Source organism: Alteromonas sp. AWM4_230 (genome assembly GCF_056158305.1).
Genome location: NZ_JBSWTB010000001.1, coordinates 3,033,622 through 3,059,217, shown reverse-complemented (window position 1 = coordinate 3,059,217; position 25,596 = coordinate 3,033,622). Strand labels below are relative to the sequence as shown.

The 25,596-nt window shown below is 44.3% G+C and carries 18 protein-coding genes; 12 read left to right on the top strand and 6 right to left on the bottom strand.

Annotated features, from left to right (window positions below; translation table 11 throughout):
• Positions 1-70: 70 nt before the first annotated feature.
• Together ACXACS_RS13175 and ACXACS_RS13170 are read left to right on the top strand one after the other, a co-directional pair.
• Entirely contained in the window at positions 71-742 is a 672-nt protein-coding gene (locus tag ACXACS_RS13175) for a 2OG-Fe(II) oxygenase (protein WP_474807191.1), read from the top strand.
• 216 nt (positions 743-958) lie between these two features.
• A complete protein-coding gene (locus ACXACS_RS13170) occupies positions 959-2,644 on the top strand; it encodes a response regulator (protein ID WP_474807190.1) in 1,686 nt (561 codons plus the stop codon).
• 172 nt (positions 2,645-2,816) lie between these two features.
• On the opposite strand, the gene ACXACS_RS13165 is transcribed toward ACXACS_RS13170, so the two are convergent.
• Both ACXACS_RS13165 and ACXACS_RS13160 read right to left on the bottom strand, forming a co-directional pair.
• The gene (locus ACXACS_RS13165) at positions 2,817-5,399 is read right to left on the bottom strand and encodes an ExeM/NucH family extracellular endonuclease (RefSeq protein WP_474807188.1); all 2,583 of its coding nucleotides are present in this window, start codon (positions 5,397-5,399) and stop codon (positions 2,817-2,819) included.
• A 319-nt stretch (positions 5,400-5,718) separates the two neighbouring features.
• On the bottom strand, positions 5,719-7,047 hold the full coding sequence (locus ACXACS_RS13160) for a DUF2252 family protein (protein WP_474807186.1): 1,329 nt from the start codon (positions 7,045-7,047) through the stop codon (positions 5,719-5,721).
• 300 nt (positions 7,048-7,347) lie between these two features.
• Here ACXACS_RS13160 and ahpC point away from each other — a divergent pair, with 300 nt between their 5' ends.
• From ahpC to ACXACS_RS13140, 4 genes are all read left to right on the top strand, one after another.
• Positions 7,348-7,905, top strand: coding sequence for an alkyl hydroperoxide reductase subunit C (gene ahpC / locus ACXACS_RS13155; RefSeq protein WP_461851522.1), 558 nt, complete (start codon positions 7,348-7,350; stop codon positions 7,903-7,905).
• 174 nt (positions 7,906-8,079) lie between these two features.
• Entirely contained in the window at positions 8,080-9,669 is a 1,590-nt protein-coding gene (ahpF, locus tag ACXACS_RS13150; RefSeq protein WP_474807184.1) for an alkyl hydroperoxide reductase subunit F, read from the top strand.
• Positions 9,670-9,996: 327 nt separating this feature from the next.
• Positions 9,997-10,533, top strand: coding sequence for a hypothetical protein (locus ACXACS_RS13145; protein ID WP_474807182.1), 537 nt, complete (start codon positions 9,997-9,999; stop codon positions 10,531-10,533).
• A gap of 10 nt (positions 10,534-10,543) precedes the next feature.
• Positions 10,544-12,034, top strand: a complete 1,491-nt coding sequence (locus tag ACXACS_RS13140) for a PepSY-associated TM helix domain-containing protein (protein ID WP_474807180.1) — start codon at positions 10,544-10,546, stop codon at positions 12,032-12,034.
• A 60-nt stretch (positions 12,035-12,094) separates the two neighbouring features.
• Here ACXACS_RS13140 and ACXACS_RS13135 read toward each other — a convergent pair whose 3' ends face one another.
• A complete protein-coding gene (locus tag ACXACS_RS13135) occupies positions 12,095-12,673 on the bottom strand; it encodes a demethoxyubiquinone hydroxylase family protein (RefSeq protein WP_474807178.1) in 579 nt (192 codons plus the stop codon).
• 226 nt (positions 12,674-12,899) lie between these two features.
• On the opposite strand from ACXACS_RS13135, the gene ACXACS_RS13130 reads away from it, so the two are divergent.
• Positions 12,900-13,976, top strand: a complete 1,077-nt coding sequence (locus ACXACS_RS13130) for an SMP-30/gluconolactonase/LRE family protein (protein WP_474807177.1) — start codon at positions 12,900-12,902, stop codon at positions 13,974-13,976.
• Between the two features lie 44 nt (positions 13,977-14,020).
• Here ACXACS_RS13130 and ACXACS_RS13125 read toward each other — a convergent pair whose 3' ends face one another.
• Positions 14,021-14,971: a LysR family transcriptional regulator gene (locus ACXACS_RS13125; protein ID WP_474807175.1), complete on the bottom strand. Its 951-nt coding sequence runs from the start codon at positions 14,969-14,971 to the stop codon at positions 14,021-14,023.
• 173 nt (positions 14,972-15,144) lie between these two features.
• Here ACXACS_RS13125 and ACXACS_RS13120 point away from each other — a divergent pair, with 173 nt between their 5' ends.
• The 4 genes from ACXACS_RS13120 to ACXACS_RS13105 all read left to right on the top strand — a co-directional run bounded on the left by ACXACS_RS13120 (position 15,145) and on the right by ACXACS_RS13105 (position 21,714).
• Positions 15,145-16,323 (top strand): efflux RND transporter periplasmic adaptor subunit, encoded by a 1,179-nt coding sequence (locus tag ACXACS_RS13120; RefSeq protein ID WP_474807173.1) that lies wholly within the window; start codon positions 15,145-15,147, stop codon positions 16,321-16,323.
• 8 nt (positions 16,324-16,331) lie between these two features.
• Positions 16,332-19,454 (top strand): efflux RND transporter permease subunit, encoded by a 3,123-nt coding sequence (locus ACXACS_RS13115; RefSeq protein WP_474807172.1) that lies wholly within the window; start codon positions 16,332-16,334, stop codon positions 19,452-19,454.
• Positions 19,455-19,645: 191 nt separating this feature from the next.
• Positions 19,646-21,301 (top strand): S41 family peptidase, encoded by a 1,656-nt coding sequence (locus tag ACXACS_RS13110; protein WP_474807170.1) that lies wholly within the window; start codon positions 19,646-19,648, stop codon positions 21,299-21,301.
• On the top strand, positions 21,298-21,714 hold the full coding sequence (locus tag ACXACS_RS13105; protein WP_474807169.1) for a hypothetical protein: 417 nt from the start codon (positions 21,298-21,300) through the stop codon (positions 21,712-21,714). The genes ACXACS_RS13110 and ACXACS_RS13105 overlap by 4 nt, the downstream gene beginning before the upstream one ends.
• A 148-nt stretch (positions 21,715-21,862) precedes the next feature.
• Here ACXACS_RS13105 and ACXACS_RS13100 read toward each other — a convergent pair whose 3' ends face one another.
• Positions 21,863-24,217, bottom strand: coding sequence for a YgiQ family radical SAM protein (locus tag ACXACS_RS13100; protein ID WP_474807168.1), 2,355 nt, complete (start codon positions 24,215-24,217; stop codon positions 21,863-21,865).
• Positions 24,218-24,433: 216 nt separating this feature from the next.
• Here ACXACS_RS13100 and ACXACS_RS13095 point away from each other — a divergent pair, with 216 nt between their 5' ends.
• A complete protein-coding gene (locus ACXACS_RS13095; RefSeq protein ID WP_474807166.1) occupies positions 24,434-24,898 on the top strand; it encodes an EVE domain-containing protein in 465 nt (154 codons plus the stop codon).
• A 154-nt stretch (positions 24,899-25,052) separates the two neighbouring features.
• On the opposite strand, the gene ACXACS_RS13090 is transcribed toward ACXACS_RS13095, so the two are convergent.
• A complete protein-coding gene (locus ACXACS_RS13090; protein WP_474807164.1) occupies positions 25,053-25,463 on the bottom strand; it encodes a hypothetical protein in 411 nt (136 codons plus the stop codon).
• Between the last annotated feature and the right edge of the window lie 133 nt (positions 25,464-25,596).

The following is a 25,596-nucleotide window of genomic DNA, read 5'->3' as shown; positions in this document are numbered from 1 at the left end:
TTTTTTTTTACGTCCACACCTTCCTAATAATTTAACGATTAGTTAACTGCCCATAGGTAAAAAGAGTTTGATGAATAGAGAACAACTTGCGTCGTATCAGCCTCTACACGTTTTTGATGAAGCCATATTTGAAAACATCGTTGACGACTTAGTCACTACAGGCTTTTCTATTCAAAAGAATGGTTTACCTGATTTTATTACACAAGCACTTTTGACTTGCCAGCGTAAAATCTCCGAAGCTGAATATAGAAAAGCGGGCATTGGTCGCGCAGAGAATTATCACAAGGCTGAAAAAGTGAGAGGGGACGAAATTTGCTGGATTACCGGTTCTTCTGAGGAAGGCGCCCTGTGGCTGTCATGGTGTGAAGCTATGCAGCAATATATAAACCGTTCGCTTTTTATGGGGCTTTTTTCGTTTGAAAGTCATTTTGCTTGTTATGAACCGGGTAAATTTTACAAGCGCCATGTAGATGCGTTTAAAGGTCAGGGCAATAGGGTGCTATCACTTGTTGCTTATCTAAACGAAAGCTGGCAGGAGACTGATGGCGGTGAATTAGTGCTGTATTCGGATGACAATGACCAAATAGGAACAAAAGTCCTACCAGCAAAAGGAACATTCGTCGTGTTTCTTAGTGAAGCATTCCCTCATGAAGTTTTGCCAGCAGTAAGAACACGCCATTCCGTTGCAGGGTGGTACAGAGTGAACGCTAGTGTTAATGACAGCATCGACCCACCGCGCTAGTATCCAAAAACTCATACTTATGTATAATATGAATTTGCTATATATCTGTTGTGATAAAGTCTTATCTGAAATACGAGTAGACCGTAAAGCTTAGTGATAAGTAAACAGGCTTTGTATTTGATGGTTACTTCACAACGATAGCATAGTGTTGTCCACAATAGGCCGTCTTGACGCTATTGTGTCGCTTAGGGAAAAGATGTAAGAAGTGATTGGTTAATGCTGGAAAAAATACCTGCCCCCACCCCAAGAGAAGAGCTACATGTGCTGGTTATCGATAACCAGGGGCTAGTTCACGATGTTGTTACATCAGCATTACAGGAAATAGGGATCAAAAACGTTAGCAGTGCATTCAACGCGTTCCATGCTAAGAGATTGTGTGAGGCAAAACAGTATGACTTTGTATTACTAGCGTTTAACGTAAGTCACGATAAAGATGGTTTTCATCTTTTTGAAGAACTTAAGCACCTTAACCACATTAACGATACCACAACGGTCATTTTTCTCAGTGCCGAGACATCGCCTGAACTTGTTAATTGTATTGTAGAACTGCAGCCGGATGATTTCTGGGTTAAACCATTACAGCGCAATAAGATCGAAGCGCGCTTGGAATACCTAATACAAGTTCGCTTGAAACTACACAAAATGCTGCATTGCATGCATGCTGGCGACTATTCAACGGCGATGTATTATGCTGAGCGACAACTAAAAGATCCCTCGCTTTCAGAGTACCACACCAGAATAAAACGCCTCATTGGTGACTGTTTATTGCAGTTACGGGACTATGAAACGGCAGAGGACTACTTTAGAACGCTACTTCAGAGTATGGACCACGCGTGGGTTCACATTGGTCTCACCCGTTCGTTATTGCGCCAAGATGAACTAGAAGAAGCACAGTTATTGGTTGATGATCTACTCCAGCGGCCTGATACACGCTTCTTAACCTTCGATTTGCTTGCACAATACTTCATTGAAAAAGAGCAGTTTGATATTGCTTACGAGCAAATGAAAGAGGCAAGCCGGCTTGCGCCCCGTAATATCGAGCGAAACAAACGTTTGTGGGACCTAGCCAGGCTCAATCATGATAAAGCTGGCCAGCTTTCTGCCGTGCAGAATATGGCAAAGTTTGCTAAAAATTCTATTCATGATTCGCCTCAGCTTACACTTAATGTTATTCGCTCTACCATTGATCTGGCTACAAGCTTAGGAAACGCTGAAGGTGACAAGTACCTTAAACGCGCCGAAAGTGAGCTCGATGAGCTTAGGCAGCAGAAAGGTATGCAGAATCAGCTTGCTGAGCAAATGGATGTGGTTAAGTCCCGAGTACTATGTCTTAGAGACGAGAAACGTGAGGCTGAAAAGTTAATGAAGGATCGCTCAGCGTCTACTGATGGACTGTCAATGGAAGATAGTTTAGATAAGATGAAAGCCTTTCATGAGTTGGGGATGCGTGAACACTGTGTCAGCATTTTAGATAAACTGAGAAAGCAAATAGAGGGTGATACTTTTACCTCACAAGTGGTTAATGAGTATCTGAATCAAGAGTCTATTGAGCGTACCGAAATTCAGTTTACTACTAAAGAGCTCAAGCAGATGGCGGCTGTAAATTACAAAGAAAATCGCCTTATTCCCGCTTATAACAATTTAAGACAGGCCTTGACCTTGTCACCCAAAGACAAACAAATCGCGTTAAGCCTGCTTAAGGTCATTACTCAAATGCATTTGGATAGTGGTCTTAGTGAAGAACAAATGAACTCTGCGCAGCGTGCTGCTAAATTACTCTGTTCTGAAGAGTTATCGGCGACCCAAGCGGAAAAACGGGACCAGTATATCGCTCGAATTGGTATTGAGGTTGATGATACGAATGCGGCCGATTTAGTTGGCGTGGTTGTCGCGAAAGCGTAATTTACAATGTTGTCCGTTTTTAAAGCTTGAGAAGCTACTATAAAGGGCTAGATAAAAGTTTAAACGCAGCTAATCATGTACACACAACGGCAAAATGAAAACCTAAAAAAAAAGCTGCCTTGAATTTCAAGGCAGCTTTTTTATTTTAATAAGGGTTTAATCCTTTCTTGTGTTATTTTTTAGCAACAGTAGCACGACGGCGAAAGCCAATTGCTGCGGCTAACAGAGCAAGAATTCCTCCCATTGAGCCACCTGAGCTGTCGTTATCGTCTTCTTCATCGTCAACAACATCCGCTTGCAGATCGAAAGTTGCAACAAACGGGTCATGGTCTGAACTTCTGAATGGACCGACGTCAGTGAAAGCGTAGCCGTCTTCATCAGCATAATAACGAAGCGCTTGGTCGTACTGTAGCTGGTAGGCTTCAACTGAGTTAATGTTCCAGTGTGCACCGTCAACGGCATCTGCAAGCATAGCTTCACTTGCTAGTACGTGGTCTAAACTACCTACTTGCTCTGTACCATAGAACCAATATGAGAAGCCTTCTGCATCGAATTCTTCAGCTAAATTGTGATAGCCGAAGTTAGATTCAACTTCAACAGAAGCGCCGTCGTCCATTTCTGTATTTACCGCAGTAGCTATGGTGTAGCCGCGAGCTTCAGGTGTATAGTCGGTAAGTACAGCCACAGGATCTTCAGCACTGTACGCGTTCAAGTCGCCTAAGATTATCTTACGCTCTGGCAGATTTTCATCGCTTAAAGCATTACCTAATGTGACGGCCGCTGATACGCGAAACGCGTTACAGCTACCCTGAATTGTAGTAATTTCAGACGGCTCTTCGGCAATGTCTTCAGCGCACTGCGAACCCTTAGACTTAAAGTGGTTCACTGAAACTAGGAACGACTTTTCACTTTCAGTGTGTACAAAAGATTGAAGAAGGCTAGGGCGCATTTGTGCAAGACTATCTTCGTCAATTTGTTGTACTGGCATATCAACAATAATAGCGTCGCCTTCTGGCGTTACTACAGAAGCTTTGTATAAAAGGCCTACAGTGATAGCATCTGTACCAACTTCGCTACCATCGCTAGTGGCAATAAATGAGTACTGTTCAGTTTCACCTAGCTCTGCATTAATAGCATTAACTAGTGCCTGAATAGCGCTATCTGCACCGAAACCGTCATTTTCGATTTCCATTAACCCAACAACGTCAGCGTTTAGGTTAACAATGGCTTCTACGATACGACCTTGTTGCAATTCAAACGCTACTGCGTCATCTGCGCCACGGTTTTCGTCATAATCGAAGGTTACATCGCCGTTAGCGTCCACTTCACCGTTGAAGTAGTTAAGCACGTTGAAAGTTGCAATTGATAAGTTGCCTTCTGTTACAACGGGGTTCGCTTCACGGGTTGAAGTGACTTCAATAATGTCGCTAGGGTTAATTCTGTAAGTACCAAAGCTGTAGTTTAGTGGACCTGCAGCAGAAACCGAATCACCAATGCGAATAGCATTAGCGTAGCTGAAAGTAGGGAAGAAACTCAAAGCATCTGGGTACTGAGAACTGCTGTTATCTTCAATTGTAAGCAGGCTTGTTTCGCTTGCTTCAACAGCGGCTGTGTAAGCATCTGACAATGGCGCTGCCACATCGCTTGGTTGGCGTTTAATTGCGTCACTAACAACGATTTCGCCGAAGCGCCAAAGATTGTTTGTGCTTGTTACTGTCGCGTCAGTCACGCCAACAACCATACCTTCAACCGTTTCAAGGTCAAGTTCGTACGGCATAGCGATCTCTACTACCTCAACAGCATCTGCGGTACCGCAATCAAGTGCAGCAACATCGCTATCCATGGCAAGGGTCGTCATGCCGTAGTTTTCTTCTACTTCACCATAAAGGCGAACGACGTTACCGGTGGCAACATCGACGCTGCCGTCTACGAACAAACCTTCAGATGTGTTTTCATCACCGTCGTGATCCGCTGCTTCTTCTTGTATAAAGAAACCATCAGCACGGGTGCCAGTAACGATAGCTTCGACAATATGGCTATTGCCAACATCAGCAGAGCTACTTTCGCTGCCTTGAATTGCACTTATTAGTGTTGCATCATCGCCGCACATTCCTAGCTCAATGGCAGGCTCTTCTGGTTCTTCAATAACTTCACCACCGCCTTCAGTGGTGAAGGTGCCGGTAGGGAAGGGGCTGGCTGCATCTGCATTTGTGGTTGAACCGTCAAGCGCGTCAACACCACTGTAAGTCCAGTTAGACGCTTCGAAACTGCCGCCATTAGCCGTTTGGCCCGACGTACGGTATGCCCAACCATCTAAGTATTCCCATGCGGTGCCGCTGCCGTCGGTGTTGATATCACCAAACGTATCAATAACGCTGCCATCTTTGAAAAGCTCAATAGCATCGTCACCATTAATTCCTAATTCAAATGTATCGTAGTCTGGTGCAGAACCGAAAAACGCGGTAAACCCATCAATTTCTGATGCTACGTAGATGTAAGAGCCAGCGCTTGCAGACGTGCCAGCTGGGAAGGTGAACTCTTCTCCATCTGTTCCACCACCGTTGTTCGCTGCACCAATACCATAGGTAGATAAGTCTGCGATATCGTTAACAACGAAAAGTTCTACAGCTTTTGGAACACCGCCACTTAGTGGCCCGTCAATAACACCACTAATAACTAAATCGTTGGCTTGAATAGCGGTAGAAGAAAGTGCAGAGATTATTCCTGCAGATAGTAAAGTTAATGATGTTCTCACGTCATTTTCCCTTTGTAGTTTCATTATTTTTTAAATCACAGGTACTAGTATTTTTGTTGTAAAGTCTGCTTGAGCAGCGCACCCTGTGACGAGCAATTTTCGTATTGCTTGTTCTACCGTAGGGAAGTTTATGATTAATAGAAATAACTTAATCTTATTCAAGCTGTTTTTAAAATAGCTTAAGTGAATCAATAGTTTAGCAAGTATAAGTAAACTTACTTATACTGTTAAATCACTTTCGTAGCCTTACCTAACCTTTAAATAACGCTATAGCCATTCTATGAGCGCGTATTACGTTTTTATTACATCAAGCTTCGTTTTAGTTTGATTCGAGATGACGGGAAAATAAAGCGTGATCATCAACGACTTGATCTGCATAAAGATTTGCTATTTTCACAAGCAAGTCTCTTGATTGAGAAAAGGCATTTGAGGCTGATTGGGCAAACCGCGTGCTTCTTCTATCTCCGCGGCAATGCGCCAGTGCCAAGCTATAACCGCATAGTTGTGCAAAATATTCAAAGCCCCCGTTAAGGGCCTTATTGCCCATTGCAATATCTTGAGGATCAATACCCACTTTAGCGTGATGTCTTGAGCGAATTAAATAATGAGCGTCCCTAAATTTTACCTCATCAAGAACAAGGTCCGGCTTTCTTTGCATTCGTCGTTGGCAACGAGCGGTAAGGTGGGCAGCGTTCAGACGGTTGACAGGGTTAGTGGTAGGGAAATAATGAATAGGTGCAGCAACGCGCTGCTGTTTAACTTCTACAATATGACAATGCGCAAAGCTCGTTTCGTTATGCGGTTTAGACGGCCCGACTAAAAAGTAATAGCGCGCCATATTCACGGAACCAGTTCCTGCGTTCAATCGTTTAACGATATCAACGATAGAATCGTCCATGTAAGGAGCAAACGCGTCGTGTAATGTTTTATACTCGTCTTCGCTCAGAGGGGCGAACTTTTCACTGTTGGGTTTAAAGCCCAGCGTCGTGCCATTAAAACTCACCGCTTTAGCAAGCGCACTTTTAACCGTAAAGTCTTCACCGCCAGCACTACGGGCTTTTGCTTTTTTGTAAAGCTTTGTTAGCTTACTTGGCACATTAGCGGGACTGTAGTCTATCGCCTCGTTTAGCACTTTGGCATTCTTTACTGCTCGGTCGCAGGTGTGCGCATATTCCTTTAGAAATGCATTTTGTGCACTAATAACTTGCTGATGAGTAACTACGGGTTTAGTAATTTCGATATCTTCCCCAGAATATTTACCTTCCACTATACCGCTACAATGCAGCTGAGCAAGGCGCAATGAGGTAAGGTAGCGAAGTACGTCCCACTGCGCTTTTCCAACGCAAGCATCATCGAAGTCGTTGGGTGAAAAAATAACCGTATCTCCGTGAGAGCCTTCTTCGGTAAGAAAACCAAAATTAGAAGTATGACAGTCGCCCATCACGCTGGTAAGTGGTATAGAGTCGCATTCTTTGGGAAAATTAATCAGGCCTGCTTTGATATCTGCGTAGAATAACTGAGCGCTGCCTCGATAAAATACAAAGGGGCTGGTAGCCATTTTTATATGTTTTGGCAAGCTTCGCGATGGTTTGTGATTATCAATACGCTCAATTTCTTCTGAAATGAGGTGAATTCGGGTATTTGTCATATGTTCCTCACACTGCTTGTATTAAAACTATAAACAGGGCTGTGTCGCGTGCCAATTAGCTAATTGATTCTATTTTCATCGTTCAATTCAATAACCTGATTAAGCGATTCATTTTTACCAATTAGTTTTTTTAAGTGATGCGCGCTATTCTTATCACCAGTTTCAAGAGACACGGATTTCGCAATAAGTGAATATCTTCACAAAACTGCAAAACCATGTCGACACAATAAACGTAAAGTTTGTATCCGCATGCATTTAGCGTTCGGAAAATTTAAACCAAATGGAGAATTAAACATGGCATTGATTAATACTGCTATCAAACCTTTTAAAGCGACTGCATTTAAAGACGGCGAGTTTGTAGACGTAAGCAGCGAAGACATCAAAGGTAAATGGGCAGTTTTCGTATTTTACCCAGCTGACTTCACATTTGTTTGCCCAACTGAACTTGGCGACATCGCTGATAAATACGAAGAACTTCAGTCTCGTGGCGTAGAAGTATTCTCAGTATCTACTGACACACACTTCACTCACAAAGCATGGCACGATTCTTCAGACACGATCAACAAGATCAAGTTTGCAATGATCGGCGACCCTACTGGCGAAATCACGCGTAACTTCGATTGTATGCGCGAAACTATGGGGCTTGCTGACCGTGCAACATTCGTTGTTGACCCAGAAGGTATCGTACAAGCAATGGAAATCACCTCTGAAGGTATTGGCCGTGACGCAGACGACCTAGTACGTAAAGTTAAAGCTGCTCAATATGTAGCAAACAACCCAGGTGAAGTTTGCCCAGCAAAATGGAAAGAAGGTGAAGAAACACTTGCACCTTCTCTTGACCTTGTAGGCAAAATCTAAGCAGCACCGCTTAGTGCCTAGCACAACAGGATAAACTGTTAGTAGAAGTGTTAGGCAGATAGTTTATAGGGAGTGGGACTCCACTCCCTGATATTAATTTCCAATTTCCGCTTATGTTGTTGACCTATTAAAGGTTGGCGGGGATCGGCGTGTCGAAAATAAGGCAGAATAACCGTGTTAACTAAAGAAATTTTACAAGCATTGAAATCATATGCTGAGTCAATGCAAAAAAACGTAACCTTTGTCGTACAGACCGGTGAACATAGCAAGCGCGAAGAGCTTGTTAAGTTTCTGTCCGACATTGCTTCAGTAAGCGAAAAACTAAACGTAGAAGAGCGTGAAACTAATGGTGAACTACGCAGCGCTATCAGCTTTTTATTAGAGGCTGACGGTGAAGATACTGGAATTCGTTTCTCAGGAATCCCGGGTGGCCATGAGTTTAATTCTCTTGTACTTGCTATGCTGCACGCAGCAGGCACTGAACTTAAGCTAGATGATAGTGTTCAAACATTGGTTAAAGCGGTTAAAGAACCGCTGAACTTTGAAGTATTTATCAGCTTAAGCTGTCACAACTGCCCAGAAGTCGTTCAGGCACTTAATCAATTCGCTTTGATTAACCCTAACATTAAGACCGAAATGATTGACGGTGGGTTGTATCAAAACTTAATTCAAGAGCGCGACATTCAAGGTGTACCTAGCGTTTACCTTAATGGCGAGCTATTCGCGAACGGTAAAGTTGATGGTTCAGTACTTATCAATAAACTTATCGAGCGCGACCCTAGCCTTAAAGAGGCAAATAAAGGCGACGCACTGCCGCTTCAAGACGTTACTGTTATTGGCGGCGGCCCAGCGGGTGTTGCGTCAGCAATTTACAGTGCACGTAAAGGCCTTAAAGTAGCCATTGTTGCTGAAACTTTCGGTGGTCAGGTAAAAGACACTATGGGTATAGAAAATTTGATCTCTGTACCCAAAACAACAGGGCCTGAACTTGTAGGTAACCTAATGGAGCACGTTCGCGATTACGACATCACGCTTAAAGAGCACGTACGTGTCGATAGCATAGAAAAAGGTAATATTAAAACTATTACGCTTTCTTCAGGCGAGCAAATTCGCACCCGTACGGTTATTGTAGCAACCGGCGCACGCTGGAGAGAACTCGGTGTTCCAGGTGAACGTGAGAACGTAGGTAATGGTGTAGCATATTGCCCGCACTGTGATGGTCCTTTCTTTAAAGGTAAAGATGTTGCAGTTATTGGTGGTGGTAACTCGGGTATTGAAGCAGCACTAGATTTGGCTGGTATCGTAAAATCAGTAACGGTATTTGAATTTATGCCAGAGCTTAAAGCGGACCAGGTACTTATCGACCAAGCTGAAAAGCGCGATAACATTACCATTATTAAAAATGCGGCTACACGCCAAATCACGGCCGAGAATGGCAAAGTGAACGCAATTGAATACCAAGACCGTTCAACCAATGAAGTCCATACACGCGAACTTTCCGGTGTATTTGTTCAAATTGGCCTTGTACCGAACAGTCAGTTCATGAAGGACACGGTAGAGATGACGCAGTATGGTGAAATCGTTATTGATACTAAATGTCATACTTCTGAGCCTGGTATCTTTGCTGCGGGTGACGTAACAACAGTACCTTATAAGCAAATCGTTATTTCGATGGGCGAGGGGGCTAAAGCGTCACTAGCCGCCTTTGAATACCTGCTTAGCCATGAAGTGGTTGAAACTGAAGACGAGAGCGAAGCTGCATAATACATTTAGTATGTAGCATCTAACTCAAATATGTAAAAAAAGCCGAACTAACTTAGTTAGTTCGGCTTTTTTTGCGCCCCGTTTTGCATTTCATCGGTACATATATCGGAGAGATCGTATTCAAAGGTTTGGCATTTATTTCGTTATTTTATCCCAACTACAAACTTATGAACGGAATTGCATTTAAATTTGCAGTAATAAAAATGATACTAGTTATCATTTAAGTGTTTTTTTGTTAAATTATACGAAAGTAGCGACTTTTTCTGTTCTATTTTCATAAACAGCACAGAAACCGCTTCGATTGTTTTTTCGTTTTAAGGAATCATCATGCTTTCAGTTGCAGCAGGTGCTTTGACACTCGCGGCCTTAGGGGTTGTTTATAAAAGTTGGCGTGAGCAAGCGTCAACTTACCTTTATTTAGGTTTAGCCGTATGGCTAGTTTCGGCGGTATGCTGGTCGTTCGCCCAAGGGTGGGAGTTTGGCGTACTATATGCGTTATGTATTCCTGCAATTCTTGTCTGGCCGTTCATCGCATTAAATCAAACGTTTTTGCCACAGCCTAAAAACGTACCTCAGCCGCGAAGCTTTGACTTTGCAAGAGGTACTGTATTGGCGAATGCTGCAAACTATTTTGTGGTACTGGTTGTTCTATTGGTGGTCAGCGTTCTAATAACGCTAGGTGTATGCGCGCTGCTTCCATTTTCTATCGCAGGGCAGTTAGCCACTGGTACGGTTCTACTGCCAATTTTGTGGGGGCTTTTCGTCTATCACTACCTTGCCACAGCCCACAAATTTAAAGTAATTGGTGCTTACACGGCTTTGTCTGCGGCTTGTGTACCAATTCTTATCTTCTTCCCCATGTAGGTGAATATTGATGGATAAAATAACAAAACAAAATGCATTAAACGCACATACTTGGGTTGGTGTTTTTTTAAGTGTACTGCTTTTTTTAGTATGCATTTCAGGAACGGTTGCCGTATTCCACCTAGAGTTCGAAAGGTGGGAGCAGCCTCATATTGAAGAGATGGAGAATGTTTCTCCACAGGCGATTGAAAAGGCGATGGATAGCTTCCTGGCTAAACATACCGAAGAGTCTCACCATCTCTTTGTTGTGTTTCCTACATCCGATATTCCACGGTTGGTTGTTGAAAACGATCACATTGCGTATTTTGCTGATAGCGATGGTAATTTATTGGAAGAAGAAAGTGTTTCTTTTACGCAAATGCTAGTGGATCTGCATTTATATTTAAACCTGCCACATAGCTGGGGAATGATTTTAGTCAGTGCCCTTGGTGCCATTATATGTACCTTAGTTATAACGGGGATTATTGCCCATAAACGAATTGGCAAAGATGCATTCAAGCTGAGAAGAGGCGGTAATGGCCAGCAAGCCCAGATTGACTTGCACAATCGCTTTGGTTTGTGGGCTGCACCTTTTCATTTAGTGATTGGCATTACAGGGACTTACTTTGGTTTGGCCGGTATTATTTTAGTGTTAGTTGCCACCGTGAACTATGGCGGCGATAGAGATGCGGTAATAAACCAAATTTTCACGCCAGACCCGGTCATCGCCCCACAAGAAGGTAAACCCGCTATTGGGAAAGCCTTCGCGCAAATGGAAACGCTAGCGCCTGAAAAGTCGCCAATTTTTTTAACGGTACACGAGGTCGGCGAGCCAGAGCAGTTTATTGAGATATATGCGAAAGCGCCAAACAGGATGATTTACGCTGAAGGCTACCGTTTCGATACAGCGGGCAATTTCATTGGTGACGCTGGTTACGAAGATGGAGAATGGGGTAAGCAAATATTCTGGGCCATGTATCGTTTACATTTCGGTGACTTTGCCGGCATGACCAGCAAATGGTTGTTTTTTATTCTTGGCGTAATGCTAACTATGCTTTGCGTTTCTGGAATGGAAATTTGGCTGTCTAAAAAAGCACACCCACCTTTGGCAAGTCGGCTTTGGTATAGCATAGTCTGGGGAAGTGTCAGTGCGTTAGCTTTAACCGCGGTGGTTGATATGTTCTTTGCAGGTTCACTCATTGCAGTATTTTGGGGGGTGATGGTGCTTAATACTGCAATGACGGTAGCAATAAAACCCTTAACTAAGCCAATCTGGTTACTAATTTCGGGGCTAAGCGTACTAGTTTTACTTATTGCTTACGTGGCTGTTCACGGCAGTGCTGCATTCACTATTTCTTCGCTACAACTAAATATTCCTATGGCGGGCTATGTCATTTGGAGCTTATATCGTTCACGCACGTTAATAAAACGCGTTAGCGCTAATCGAGCAGAAGCAAAGAATGGTGGGAATGATAGTAATGCGCGGGTGAGCCAAGTTAACAGTGAAGAGGCGCGTGTTTAGAAGTTTTAAATGCGCCATGTGAGGTCTCAGTATTACATATGTAATACGTCGGTAACTCGCTTAAATGATCTTCGCAATGGAAACCGCCATTGATGAGCCTGCTTTTACCAAGCGCCCCCACATTTTCATAGGTAGCGATGCTTTTGCGGCCATTAAGGATTCTGCCTCGTCTCTGTGGTGCTGCTCGTCCATCTGGCATCGCTTAAACCTGTCGATGACGTTCGAAGGCGGGTTAGGTTGCATCACAAGTTGGCTACACTGTTTTTCATAATGGGTATCGACAAATTGTTCGACACAGTAAATGGTATAAAAAAACCAATTTTTGCCCAACAAGCGAGGAATAAAGCCTGTCATAAATCCAGCCCCAATCCAAAGAGGGAGAATAAAGCTCCCTCTGAAACGTGGCATTTCAGTTTCGAAAATCTCAAGGTGTTGCTTTTCAGTTTTTAAGTGCTGGTAAATAAAGCCCGTAGTTTCGCTTGCTGGACGCACTATTTTAAACAAACTTAGAATAAATTCAGCACATAGTGCGCCTCTATATATCCATACCGCGCCAGTTTCTCCAGCGTGACTTGCTCTTAGTTCTCTGTCTATCTGCTTAGCGTACGAAGCTTCGAGTGTTCTTGAATAAAATGACATGATGTACCTCTACTGCATTTTATTATGAAACGCGCGAACGTTATTTATAGATGCTACTTTACGAATTTGTAATGCTTAAAAAGCGATGTCGAGTAAAAGGTTCGGAATAGGGCATGAGTAATAGTTGACTATTCAAAAACGAAAGGGGAGTGTTGAAACTTTGCTTGGTATGGTGAAAAAACTGTATGCCTGTAAATGGGAAGCGTTTTAAAAAGGCAAAATTCTAATGAAAGTAATGTGGTTCATAGCTATATCCATCGTCCTTTACCTACTATTGTGGCCTTTACCAATAGCGCCAGTTGCTTGGCAAGCACCTGTCGATAAGGGATTTGAAGGCAAATTTGCAAAAAACACACGACTATCTCAGTTAACGCTCGTTAACATGGGCAATGACTATGGGCCAGAAGATTTTGCCTTGAACCAAAATGGCACGTTAGCAACATCGAGTCATTCTGGCACTATTCTTTTGAAGAAGAGAGGCGAAGATACTTTTTCCCCTTGGGTAAATACGGGCGGTCGCCCCTTAGGCATTGAATATGACAATAAAGGCAACCTTGTTGTCGCTGACGCCCACCTTGGGTTACTTAAAATAAATTCAGCGGGCAAGGTCTCTGTGCTGGTTGATAAGGTAAACAATACACCTGTCGTTTATGCAGATGATGTAGATATAGCTCAAAACGGCAACATCTATTTTACCGACGCGACCACTAAATTTCCGGCACAAGACTTTGGGGGTACCCTTAATGCTAGCTTGCTTGAGATATTCGAACATCGAGGTAATGGCAGGTTAATCGAGTACAACCCCGACACTGGCAATAGTGTAATACTCATGGATAAGTTGGTATTCGCGAACGGTGTGGCAGTTAGTCACGATGAGCAATCGATATTGGTTAACGAAACCGGAAAATACCGTGTGCTGCGTTATTGGCTGGTGGGGCCGAACAAAGGGCAAGTTGACGTACTTATTGATAACTTGCCAGGCTTTCCAGATAACATCAGCCGTGCAGATAATGGCAACTACTACATTGGCCTTGCGTCGCCGCGCTCAGCCCCTGTCGATATGCTGTCTGATAAACCATTTATTCGAAAAATGATACAGCGCCTTCCCGGTTTTATGCGTCCTCAAGGGCAGTCTTATGGGCACCTTATAGAATTAAGCGAAAAAGGTGAAATAGCACAAAGTTGGCAAGACCCTACCGGCGCTTTCCCCTTTGTGACAGGCGCGATAAAAACTGATGAGGGGCTTTTTATTAGCAGTCTCACGGCTAAAAGCGTTGGGCTTTTGCCGGTGCAGCATCAGTAAATATAAAGTATGCAAGCGAGTTAGATAGAGGGAAGCGCATTGCTTTAAGTACGTGCGCGATACATATTTTCAAAGCCTTTTATATTACTTTCCCAAATAGGGACTTTTTCGCCAATATATTCACGCACTGCGTTGAAAAAAAGCAGTGTCCTTTTTGGCAGGTCACGGTGGGGATAAACGGCGTACATGCCGCTGTATTCGGCCAAGTGTGTATCCGTGACTAATGGGATCAACTCTCCTTTTGCAATTTCATCACCCAGAATAAAGCACGGACCTGCAAAGTAAGCGTCACCGGTTAGTGTTTTCATTATTAATACTTCACCATCGTTGGCGCTAAACACACTTTTCATTGGCTGAGTGCACGGATGACCTTGCTTGTTAAAATAGTGAATTTCCTTAATACGCGCGTTCGCGCTAACAAAGGTAGCTGCTGGCAGGTGCTTGAGGTCTCCAATTGTTGAGGGCATGCCGTAGGTTTTTATAAATGCGGGTGCCGCGGCAATGATCATCCTATTTGGGGCTATACGCCTGGCAATGAATGAGCCGTCTTTAGGCTCTCCCACACGAAAAGCAAGGTCGATGCCTTCAGAGACTACGTCTGCCACTTTTGAGTCTAAACGCAATTCTATGTCGACTTGGGGGTAGTCTTTTTGAAATTGATTGATAACCGGTTGCAAATAACGCCGGCCTATTAGCGGAGCTGCCGCTATTTTCAGTAGACCCGTAGGTTCACTGTGAAAGTTTTCTGCTACGGTAAAGGTATCTTGCATTAGCATTCTAAGCTCAGACGCCTTTTTTATCATTTCGCCACCGGCAGCGGTAAGAGAAATCGAACGTGTGGTTCTATTAAGTAAACGAACACCTAAATCATCTTCTAGCTTGCTAATTTGTTTTGACACTACAGAGCGATCAATCTTCCTTGATTCTGCGGCTCCCATTAGTGAGCCATGTTCAACAACGTCTAAAAATAAAAGTAATCGGCTTGCTGTGTCCATTATCGCTCTCAGTTTAATTTGTCTTTTACGGCTATCTCATCAAAGGCTTACGCGAAACATTAATTCTTTGTTGCAAAATGGGCAACAAATTGATGTCTGAATGCGTGTTTTTAGGCATTAATTGACGCTTTATACTTGCCGCGATTTGGTACACAAAGATTGGGAGAGTGAATATGAAAGCAGCCATAACCTCAGGGTTAATAATAGCCACATTTCTGTTTTTACAGGGCTGTGGGGCGGGAAATAATGCTACAGCGGTCGAGGAAAAAATGCCTGCTGTGGATGTAGCGCCTGTTGCCGTTCTCGCTGCTCAGTCGTGGAAAACCTATACCTCTCGCCTTGAAGCGCCAGAAGTCGTTCAATTAATGCCGAGAATATCAGGCATTGTTGAGGAGGTGCGCTTTAAAGAAGGAAGTAAGGTAAGTAAAGGGGATGTGCTTTTTACTATCGATGATGAACAGTTTAAAAGTCGAGTGGAAACTATAGAGTCACAGATTGCCGGTGCTGAAGCAGCACTGGCTCAGGCTAAAAGTGAGTTTGAACGAGGAGAGCAGCTGGCCGCTACGCGGGTGCTTTCGCAAGAACAGGCCCTCGCTCGTCAATCCACTTATCATCAGCGCCAAGCTGAATTGTCTGCGTTAAAAGCGCAGCTTCACAGTGCTAAGCTCGACTTATCCTATACGAAGGTCACTGCGCCTATTTCAGGAATAGTATCTCGCGCCTTTACAACTCAGGGCAACAATGTGGTTAGCGCGCAATCCGTTCTCACTTCGATTGTTTCAGACGCAAAACGCTACGCCTATTTCGACATTGACGAGCGAACGTGGAATGCATTTTTTGCTTCTGATTCACAACCTCATTCACAGGTAGCAATGCAGTTACTTGGTGAAAGCGAATTTACACATATTGGCGACATCGACTTTGTCGATAACCAAATTGATAGTCAAACAGGTACGCTTCGCGTTCGTGCGGTGTTCGAGCAGAGCAATAACAACCTGAAAGCTGGCGCATTTGTCAGAGTGAGGCTTCCTCTAGGCGCCGCTGAAGAAAGCGTGTTTGTACCTGAGACGTCATTGGGTACTGATCTTGAAAACAAGTTTGTACTGACCCTTGATGAAAACAATGTACTGCAATATCGCAAGGTAGATATTGGTGAACGATTCGGCCAGTTCAGACAAATCAAAAATGGTTTATCAAAGGCTGAAGTCATCGCTATTCATGGCGCCGGAAGTGTTTCAAGTGGTGCTAAAGTAGCACCGAGGAAATCGCAAATCGACGTAGGGAAAAGCAGTTTGTTGGCTGCTGATTTCCCCGCTGCCAATTTATCTGTAGCGACTACGGCTAAGCGTTAGGAAGTGCTATGAAGTTTTCCCATTTTTTTATAACACGTCCAATCTTTGCTTCAATGATCTCTTTGGTGTTCGTCATTACCGGGCTTATTGCAATGAAGCAATTACCTGTTAGCGAATACCCAGCGGTTGTGCCACCAACGGTGGTCATCAATGCAAGTTACCCAGGCGCGAATCCAACGGTTATCGGGCAAACCGTAGCTACACCTATTGAGCAAGAGCTTAATGGTTTAGAAAATATGTTGTATCACTCTTCACTAGCAACTAGTGATGGAGGCTTAACAATAACTGTAACCTTTGCCTTAGGGACAGATTTAGATGTCGCGCAAGTACAGGTTCAGAATCGTGTAAGCAATGCGTTATCCCGCTTACCTGAAGAAGTACAGCGCTTGGGGGTTACCGCTGAAAAAGCGTCTCCTAATCTCGCTATGGGCATACAGTTGTATTCGCCAGATGGCTCTCTGGGTGTAAGCTACATTGCAAATTATGCCGACATGTACATTATCGACGAGCTTAAAAAGCTACCTGGCGTTGGCGACACCATGCTAAATGGCGGTGCCAAATACGCTATGCGCGTGTGGCTAGACCCTGATGCGCTTGCAAGTCGAAACATTACCGCAGGTGAAGTTTTTCAGGCTATAAGTACGCAAAATAAGCAGATTTCTGCGGGTGCATTGGGGGCACAACCTGCCCATGAATCTATTCAGTTTCAAACACTGCTTAATGTAAAAGGCCGCTTGGAAAGCGTTAAAGAGTTTGAAGGCATTGTACTTAAGGTTGGCGATGACGGCCAGTTAACCCGATTAGGAGACGTGGCCAGAATAGAGCTTGGCTCAGAAAACTATGCATTAAGAGCTATGTTAGACGCTGAGCCCGCGGTTGGTTTACCTGTTTTTCAGCGCCCGGGTTCAAATGCAATCGCTTTATCAGACGATGTGAGAGCAACCATGGCACGGTTAGCGCAAAATTTTCCTCCTGGAATGGAATACAATATTGCGTACGACCCCACGCTGTTTGTGCGCGGCTCGATTGATGCCGTTATTGATACCTTATTTGAAGCTATTGTCTTAGTGGTCATTGTCGTCATTTTGTTTTTACAAACATGGCGTGCATCTATCATTCCGCTGATTGCTGTTCCCGTGTCTTTAATAGGCACCTTTGCGGTAATGCACCTGCTCGGGTTATCGATTAATACCTTGTCTTTGTTTGGCCTAGTGCTCGCTATTGGTATTGTGGTTGATGATGCGATTGTTGTGGTTGAAAACGTTGAGCGGAACATTGAAGCTGGCTACGATCCGCTAACCGCGACTAAGCGTGCTATGTCTGAGGTCAGTGGGCCCATTATCGCTATTGCCTTTGTGCTTTGTGCGGTATTTATCCCCACGGCTTTTATTACCGGTGTAACCGGTCAATTCTACAAACAGTTTGCCGTAACCATAACCATATCAACCATTATATCTACCATTAATTCACTTACGTTGTCCCCTGCGTTATCGGCGCTGTTGTTAAAAGGTCACGATGCACCGGACGATAAAATTACCCTGTTCCTTAATCGTTTACTTGGGAAAAGGTTGTTTACGCCATTCAATAGAGTATTTGACAAAAGTGCGAAGTATTATGAGGTTTTTGTCGGCAAATTATTGGGTAAACGCGGTGCGGTAATGGTGGTGTATGTTGCATTGTTAAGTGCAACTGGGGCTTTATTTTCTTCTATTCCCGGGGGCTTTATTCCCCAGCAAGACAAACAGTATTTAATCGCAATTGCACAGCTGCCTGATGCGTCTAGCCTCGACAGAACTGAAGACGTCGCCGTAGAAATGCAAAAAATTGCGTTAGACGTACCTGGGGTGCTGAATACTGTAGCGTTTCCGGGGCGCTCCATAAACGGACCAAGTAACAGCCCAAATAGTGCAATGGTGTTTGTTCCACTTGAAGACTTTGATAAGCGTCAGAGCGAGGATATGACGGCGGCGGCAATTGCGGCGAAACTTAACAAGGCGTATGCCGATATTGACGAAGCATTTGTCGCAGTGTTTACACCGCCGCCGATTCTCGGGTTAGGCTCTACCGGAGGGTTTAAATTGCAGTTAGAGGATAGGGGGAACGTGGGTTTTGAGAAAATGTTTGCCACGCTTCAAGAGGTTATAAAAGTGGGTAACGAAAACCCGGCGCTAAGCGGCTTATTTTCCAGTTTCCGTATTCAAGTGCCCCAAATGAATTTAACAATCGACCGGGAGCAAGCGCTTATACAGGGTATAGATTTAGAGGCACTTTTTACAACGCTGCAGGTTTATTTGGGCTCTGCTTACATAAATGACTTCAACATGTTTGGGCGCACTTATCAGGTAACTGCACAGGCAGACAGTCAATTTAGAGAGCGTGAGGAGCAAATACTTAGGCTTGAAGTTAAAAATGCTCAAGGAAATATGGTGCCTTTAGGCTCAGTTGTCTCGGTGGAACCCATTACCGCGCCAGATCGCGTTCAACATTACAACGGATACATTAGCGCCGAATTAAACGGTAGCCCAGCACCAGGGTATAGCTCTGACCAAGGAAAGGCGGCAATGGAGGCAGTGTTAACTGAGGTCTTGCCAGCGGGTATTGATTATGAGTGGACAGATATGACCTACCAGCAAATACTAGCCGGTAATACTATGGTCTTTGTGTTTCCTCTTATTATTATTTTCGTATTCATGGTGCTGGCCTCTCAGTATGAGAGCTTACGCTTACCGTTAGCCATCATCATGATAGTGCCAATGACAATATTATCCGCATTGTTTGGTGTATTTATTTTGGGGGGTGATAATAATATATTTACCCAAATAGCGTTGGTCGTTTTAGTGGCGCTTGCCTCTAAGAACGCCATACTTATGGTGGAATTTGCAAGGGAGAAGCAAATGGACGGTATGCATTATATGGACGCAATTATCGCCGCCTGCCGTCAGCGATTACGCCCAATTTTAATGACGTCGTTCGCGTTTACCGCAGGCGTAGTTCCGCTTGTGTTAGCCAGTGGAGCAGGCGCGGAAATGCGTCATGCTATGGGTAACGCAGTGTTTTTCGGCATGATTGGCGTTACGGTGTTTGGATTAATATTCACGCCTGTGTTTTACGCGCTTTTAGCTAAAAAATAGTGACCTAGCGCTTGGCTTAAGGGCAGTGCCAGGCCCTTAAGCTAACGTTCGTTGATTTTACAATTAGAAACATTTTAAACTTTTGTTATGTAGTTAGATTTATAAGGATATGTCATTATTGGCTATGCTATTGTTTAAGTATTGAGCTGTAGGCCTTAGTTAGCCATTTACAATAAGGACATGTTAGAACTATGAAAGCGTATGTGTATTCTTCAGTTGCATTAGCGGTGACGATTTCTCTATTGGCAGGGTGTGGGGGAGGTGGTGGATCATCTAATTCCTCGCCAGTAGCTACAACACCAACGACTCCCGTTACCTCTGAGCCTGAGTGGGAAGCCGGTGTCTATGAGCCACAATCTGACTTCATCGCCAAATGTGAAACGCCAAGAACTGGTATCGACCCTTTTACGGGAAGTGCTTATCCAGATACCCAAGGCACCGCAATGGATGAAAAGCTTTGGCTGCGCTCTTGGACTAACGACACCTACTTATGGTATGACGAAGTAGACGACAACGACCCAGAAAACTTTTCAGTATTGGCATACTTCGACCAGTTAAAAACCAATGAATTAACGCCAAGCGGCACGCCTAAAGACAATTTTCATTTTTCACAAGATACTGCTGAATATAACGAGCTATCTCAATCTGGCATATCGTCAGGTTTTGGTTTTGATTGGGAATTTGGCTCAAACACGGTACCAAGAGAGCTAACGGTGCGGTTCACAGAGCCTGGTTCACCTGCTGCTGCAGCGAATGTGCCGCGAGGCGCTAAGGTTGTGAGTATTAACGGCGTTGATTTCGTTAATGACAATACCCAACAAGGTGTAAACGCTTTAAACGATGGACTGTTTCCTGATGATGCCGGAACCACTACGAGCTTTGAGTTTGAGCTGATTGACGGTACGACTATGTCTGTAGATATAACTTCTGCTGATGTGAGCGAAACGCCGGTGCAAAACGTTAAGGTGTTCGATACCGAAAACGGTAAAACAGGTTACTTCCAATTTAATACCTTCATTGTTACCGCGCAGGAAGGGTTAATCGAGGCATTTGATACCTTTGTTGAGCAGAATGTAACCGAGTTAGTCATGGATCTGCGTTACAACGGTGGGGGACGTTTGGCGTTAGCTTCTCAGCTTTCTTATATGGTAGCGGGTCCAAATCAAACGAACAACGCTACGTTTGAAACTTTGCAATTTAACGACAAGAACCCAACGACTAACCCTGTAACCGGCGACAATATTAGTCCTACGCCTTTTTACAGCAATGTTATCGATTACAACGCCGGACGGCTTACCGATACGTTACTACCGAGCCTTTCACTGACTCGTGTTTACGTAATTTCAACAGATGCAACCTGTTCAGCCAGTGAAGCGGTAATGAACGCGCTTCGAGGCATAGATGTAGAGGTGGTACAAATTGGCTCTACAACGTGCGGTAAGCCTTATGGTTTCTATCCTACAGACAACTGTGGTGAAACTTACTTCACTATTCAGTTCCAAGGAGTGAACAATAAAGGCTTTGGTGATTATGCCGACGGCTTTATGCCAACCAGTACTCCAAACTTTGATTTTGAACTGCCAGGATGTGAAGTTGAAGATGACTTTACTGCTAGTTTAGGCGACCCGAATGAAGGTATGTTGTCTGCAGCACTAGAATTTGCAGCTACGGGCGCATGCCCTGAAGTGGTATCGGGTAACGGCACGGCTGATGTAAACGCACTGCGCAGTAATCAAAGCGCGCTAGTGGGTGAAAAGCTTATTCCTATCGATACGCCTGAAAAGCGCAGAGAAAACTTTATTTTACATAACAAGATCAATCAGCTTGTTATCAAGGAACAAGAATGACGGCTTTATTCGGTAAAGGCAAAAGCAAAGGGCTGACAGCTGCAGCCCTTGCTATAGCGCTATCATCGGCATCTGGCTGTGCTGCAACCAAGGAGACTGAGCTGCATAAAGCAATCACTAACAGCACGAGTGCAAGCCAAAAGCAAACTATTGAAAATACCATCAGTAACTGGTTCGGCGGTATAGCAATCACTGTTGCTGATAATGCATTTAGCAGTGCTTCAAGCATTACAATTGAACGGAAAGCGAAGGTAGATAGCAGAGGTTTACCCGTTGAGGGAAGGCACAACAACCCTGTTTACAGCTTTACGTTACTAAGTGATGGCAAGCACTGTTTGCTGCGAAATGATCAAACTGGTGAGCTTGCTAAACTTGAAAATGTGGAGTGCTACCCTAATGACGACGGAATGTAAGCGTATAGCTTGGGTACATATAGCCTGGGTACATATAGTTTGGATACTAAAATAGTAAATTGAAATAGCGCAGTGCTATTGCTAAAAATCACAAAAAAAGCCCGATGTTGAAAAGCATCGGGCTTTTATATTTTTAGCGTTTGTTATCTTAACGTTTATGCATGTTTGGCTGTTTTTGAGAGCGGCCACGATTGTTTCCGCCGCCATTATTCGCCTTAGAAGCTTTACCGGAATTTCGATTGGCGGTATTACCGTTGGCTTGATCTTGCCTATTACCGCTACCTTGCTTATTGCCGTTTGTATTACGACGGCTTTTATTTAACGCGCTACCGTCTCGGCTTTTGCCTTTCCCGTTTTTACCCTGAAACGTGGGTGGAAGCCCGGTATGCTTAGTAAGCGCACGTTCACCGCGACGGCCTTTTTGTGCTTTCTGGCGTTTTTCGTCAGCGGTCTCTGGCGGCACAAGGTGCTGAGGACCACGGCCAATTAAGTCTTCACGACCCATACGTTTAAGTGCTTCTCGAATTTGCGCAAAGTTTTTCGGGTCGTGATAACGCAACATAGCCTTATGTAGTCTACGGTGAATTTCACCTTTCGCTGACGGTACTTCTTCACTTTCTTTAGTCACCTTGCGAAGAGAATTCACTTCGGTGTGGTACATGGTTGTTGCCGTTGCCATTGGCGACGGATAAAAGTTTTGTACCTGATCGAGCTTAAACTTATTTTCCTTAAGCCAAATCGCAAGGCTTAGCATGTCTTCGTCGGTGGTACCCGGGTGTGAAGCAATGAAATATGGGATAAGGTACTGCTTTTTACCCGCTTCTTGTGAGTATTTATCAAACAGTTCTTTAAAGCGGTAATAGCTTCCCATACCCGGCTTCATCATTTTTGAAAGCGGGCCGTCTTCGGTGTGCTCTGGTGCTATCTTCAAATAACCGCCTACGTGGTGAAGGGCTAGCTCTTTCACGTATTCTGGGTCTTCTACCGCTAAGTCATAACGCACGCCAGACGCAATCAAAATCTTTTTAATTCCAGGCAATTCGCGAGCACGGCGGTATAAGTCGATAGTTGGCTTATGGTCGGTATCCATATGTGCACATATGCTTGGGTACACGCAGGAAGGGCGACGACAAGTCGCTTCTGCCTTCGGGCTTTTACAACGAAGGCGATACATGTTCGCTGTCGGACCGCCTAAGTCTGAAATTACGCCAGTAAAGCCAGGAACGGTGTCGCGTATTTGTTCAATTTCACGAATAATCGAATCTTCAGAACGACTTTGAATAATACGGCCTTCGTGCTCGGTAATTGAGCAGAACGTACAGCCGCCGTAGCATCCACGCATGATATTGATACTAAAACGGATCATATCGTACGCAGGAATTTTGGCGTCGCCATATACAGGGTGAGGAACACGCTGATACGGTAAGTCAAATACCGCGTCCATCTCTTCTGTCTCAAGCGGCATGGCGGGTGGGTTAATCCAAATGTGTCTGTCGCCATGGCGCTGCATCAGTGCACGAGCGCAACCTGGGTTGGTCTCTTGGTGCAAAATACGCGATGTATGGGCGTATAAGACCTTGTTATCTTTTACCGTTTCGTACGCTGGCAGCTTAACGTACACCTTCTCCCAAGGCTTACGCTTTTCTTTTTCTTTCTGCGCAGGCTGAATAACAATGGGCGATGCTTCTGGTGCTTCACTGCTTTTCGTATCTTTATCCTGCGAGTCGCACTCGGGCTCCATTTGATAGGGGCTTGGAATGGCGTCAATTTTACCGGGTCTATCTAGAGAGGTAGAGTCAACACCTTGCCATTCTGGTAAGGCTTCTTTAACGATGATTGCGGTACCGCGAATGTCGCGTAAATCGGCAATATCTTCACCTGCCGCCAAGCGATGGGTGACTTCAACAAGGGGGCGCTCGGCGTTACCGAAAAACAGCATGTCGGCTTTAGAGTCGAACAGTACTGAGCGGCGTACTTTTTCGCTCCAGTAGTCGTAGTGCGCAATACGACGCAAGCTGGCTTCAATACCGCCCGCAATTACAGGTACGCCTTTAAATGCCTCGCGGCAGCGCTGTGCATAAACAGTTACGGCACGGTCAGGACGCTTACCACCTACGTTGCCTGGCGTATAGGCATCGTCGTGACGAAGCTTTTTGTCAGACGTATAGCGGTTGATCATAGAGTCCATGTTTCCGGCTGTTACGCCGAAATACAGGTTAGGCTTCCCCAACTTCATGAAGTCGTCTTTACTCTTCCAATCTGGCTGAGAAATAATGCCAACGCGAAAACCATGGGCTTCCAGTACTCGACCAATAACCGCCATACCGAAACTAGGGTGATCGACATACGCATCGCCGGTTACCAAAATAACGTCACAGCTGTCCCAGCCAAGGGCATCCATTTCCTCTTTTGACATAGGAAGAAAAGGTGCGGTACCCAGGCAGTGTGGCCAATATTTAGGGTAAGAAAACAGGCCGCGGTCGGCCTTAATGGTGGCTTGCATAGTAATCACATCTAGATAAATCAGGGAATTGCTGAACTCAAATTAGGCGTAAGCTCAGATTAAGTACGTAATTATAGCAGTCTTAGCCAAGCTAAGGTATAGCACTGTCATTAAATAAAAGCGCTTTGTATACTGGAGGTAATAAAACGCGAACAGCGTGTGTTTGTTTATATGTGCTTTAATGAGCGTGCAAAGATTAAGAGAAAGAATAAAAACATGGCGTATTGGCTATTTAAAACAGAACCTGATGCATTTTCTATAGACGACTTGGCAAACCGTCCCGACCAAATTGAACCGTGGGACGGCGTTAGAAACTACCAAGCTCGCAACTTTCTGCGTGACGGCGTAAAGCTAGGTGATAAGGTGTTTATCTACCATTCCAGCTGCAAGCTAGTGGGTATTGCAGGTGTTGCAGAAGTGGTGAAAGACGGATACCCAGACACTACACAGTTTAACCCTGAGTCAAAATACTACGATCCTAAATCTAGTGAAGAAAACCCTCGTTGGTATCGTGTAGATGTGAAGTTTGTAGAAAAATTTTCCAACGTATTGCCACTTTCAGTGATTAAAACGATGGACGGTATTACTGAACTGCCTTTAGTGAAAAAAGGTGGAAGGTTATCAATAATGCCGGTACAAGAGGGCGAATGGCAGCAACTGTATGCTGCTGCCAAAAAATAAACCTCATGCTAAAACGGCGTGGCCCTCGCGCCCTATAAATTCGATAACGAGAAACATTCGAGCGCTAATTTTTTAGCAGTCAGCCTATCTAGCGAGTATACCTAGTTCGTGCCTCTTTCGAGTCGATATAGCGTACTTATTCAACGAATAGTCACTACTTGCCAAAGGCAAACTTAGTGTCAGCTTCGCGCAGTAGGAACAGTGCAAAGCACGCACCCCACATAGGCCATGCGGCAAAAAATAGCAGGTGATTAAAGGCGTCTAGATATTGCGGGAAAGACGAAAGGGTAGACCCGCCGTGAAGAATGAAAATAAGGCCGTAGGTATATTTTTTCGCAAGGCCTGCTAGAAATGCTAAAACCAGTGCTAGCTGTAATGCGCCCATAATGTAGACGGCCATTTCAGGTACTCCGCCTATACCGTAAAATTTTTCGAAAATAGCCATGCCGTGAGCTGGATTGACAAACTTATCTAAGGTCCAAACGAACATAACGATAAAAATAGTTACGCGAAGAGAAAGTAACGACCACTCGAGTCGGTTTTGAATATCTGTGTTGTTTTGCATACATGCTCCAAAAGTATAATAGTGCAAGCATACTAGAACGACCGTTCAAAATAAAAATTTCAACTAATTTTATGTTTTCTAAAATTTTTTAAAAATTAAATGTACTGAAATTTTTTGTGACACGTATCGGTCT